The organism is Streptomyces marinisediminis, from assembly GCF_026262575.1.
Classification (GTDB): Bacteria; Actinomycetota; Actinomycetes; order Streptomycetales; family Streptomycetaceae; genus Streptomyces; species Streptomyces marinisediminis.
This window is the reverse complement of sequence record NZ_JAPKFL010000131.1, coordinates 1-340: the sequence shown is the minus strand read 5'-3', so window position 1 is coordinate 340 and position 340 is coordinate 1. Positions and strand designations below refer to the sequence as shown.

The window sequence follows — 340 nt, the reverse complement described above, 5'->3', positions numbered from 1 at the left end:
CAGCGCGGCCGAACCGGCCGGCGGCGCGGACGGCGCCGACCCGGCCCCGGGGCTGGTGTGCTGGCCCGTGTCCGGCGCGACGGAGGGGGCGCTGCGCGCGCAGGCCGAGCGGCTGCGCGCGTACGCCGCCGGCGGCGCGGCGCCCGACCTGGCCGGGGTGGGCCACGCGCTGGCCACGACCCGTGCGGCCCTGCCGCACCGGGCCGTCGTGGTCGGCCCCGACCGCGACACGCTGGTGACGGCGCTGGGCGAACTGGCCCTTGGCCGCGACACGGCCGACGGCCTGGTGCGCGGCACCGCGTTCGGCGGGGAGACCGCGTTCCTGTTCTCGGGGCAGGGC

At 82.1% G+C, this 340-nt stretch carries 1 protein-coding gene; it reads left to right on the top strand.

Annotated features, from left to right (window positions below; genetic code table 11):
* Positions 1-67: 67 nt before the first annotated feature.
* Positions 68-340: KS-MAT linker domain-containing protein (locus OSB71_RS24390; protein ID WP_265950968.1), on the top strand; the 273-nt coding region annotated here is incomplete at its 3' end.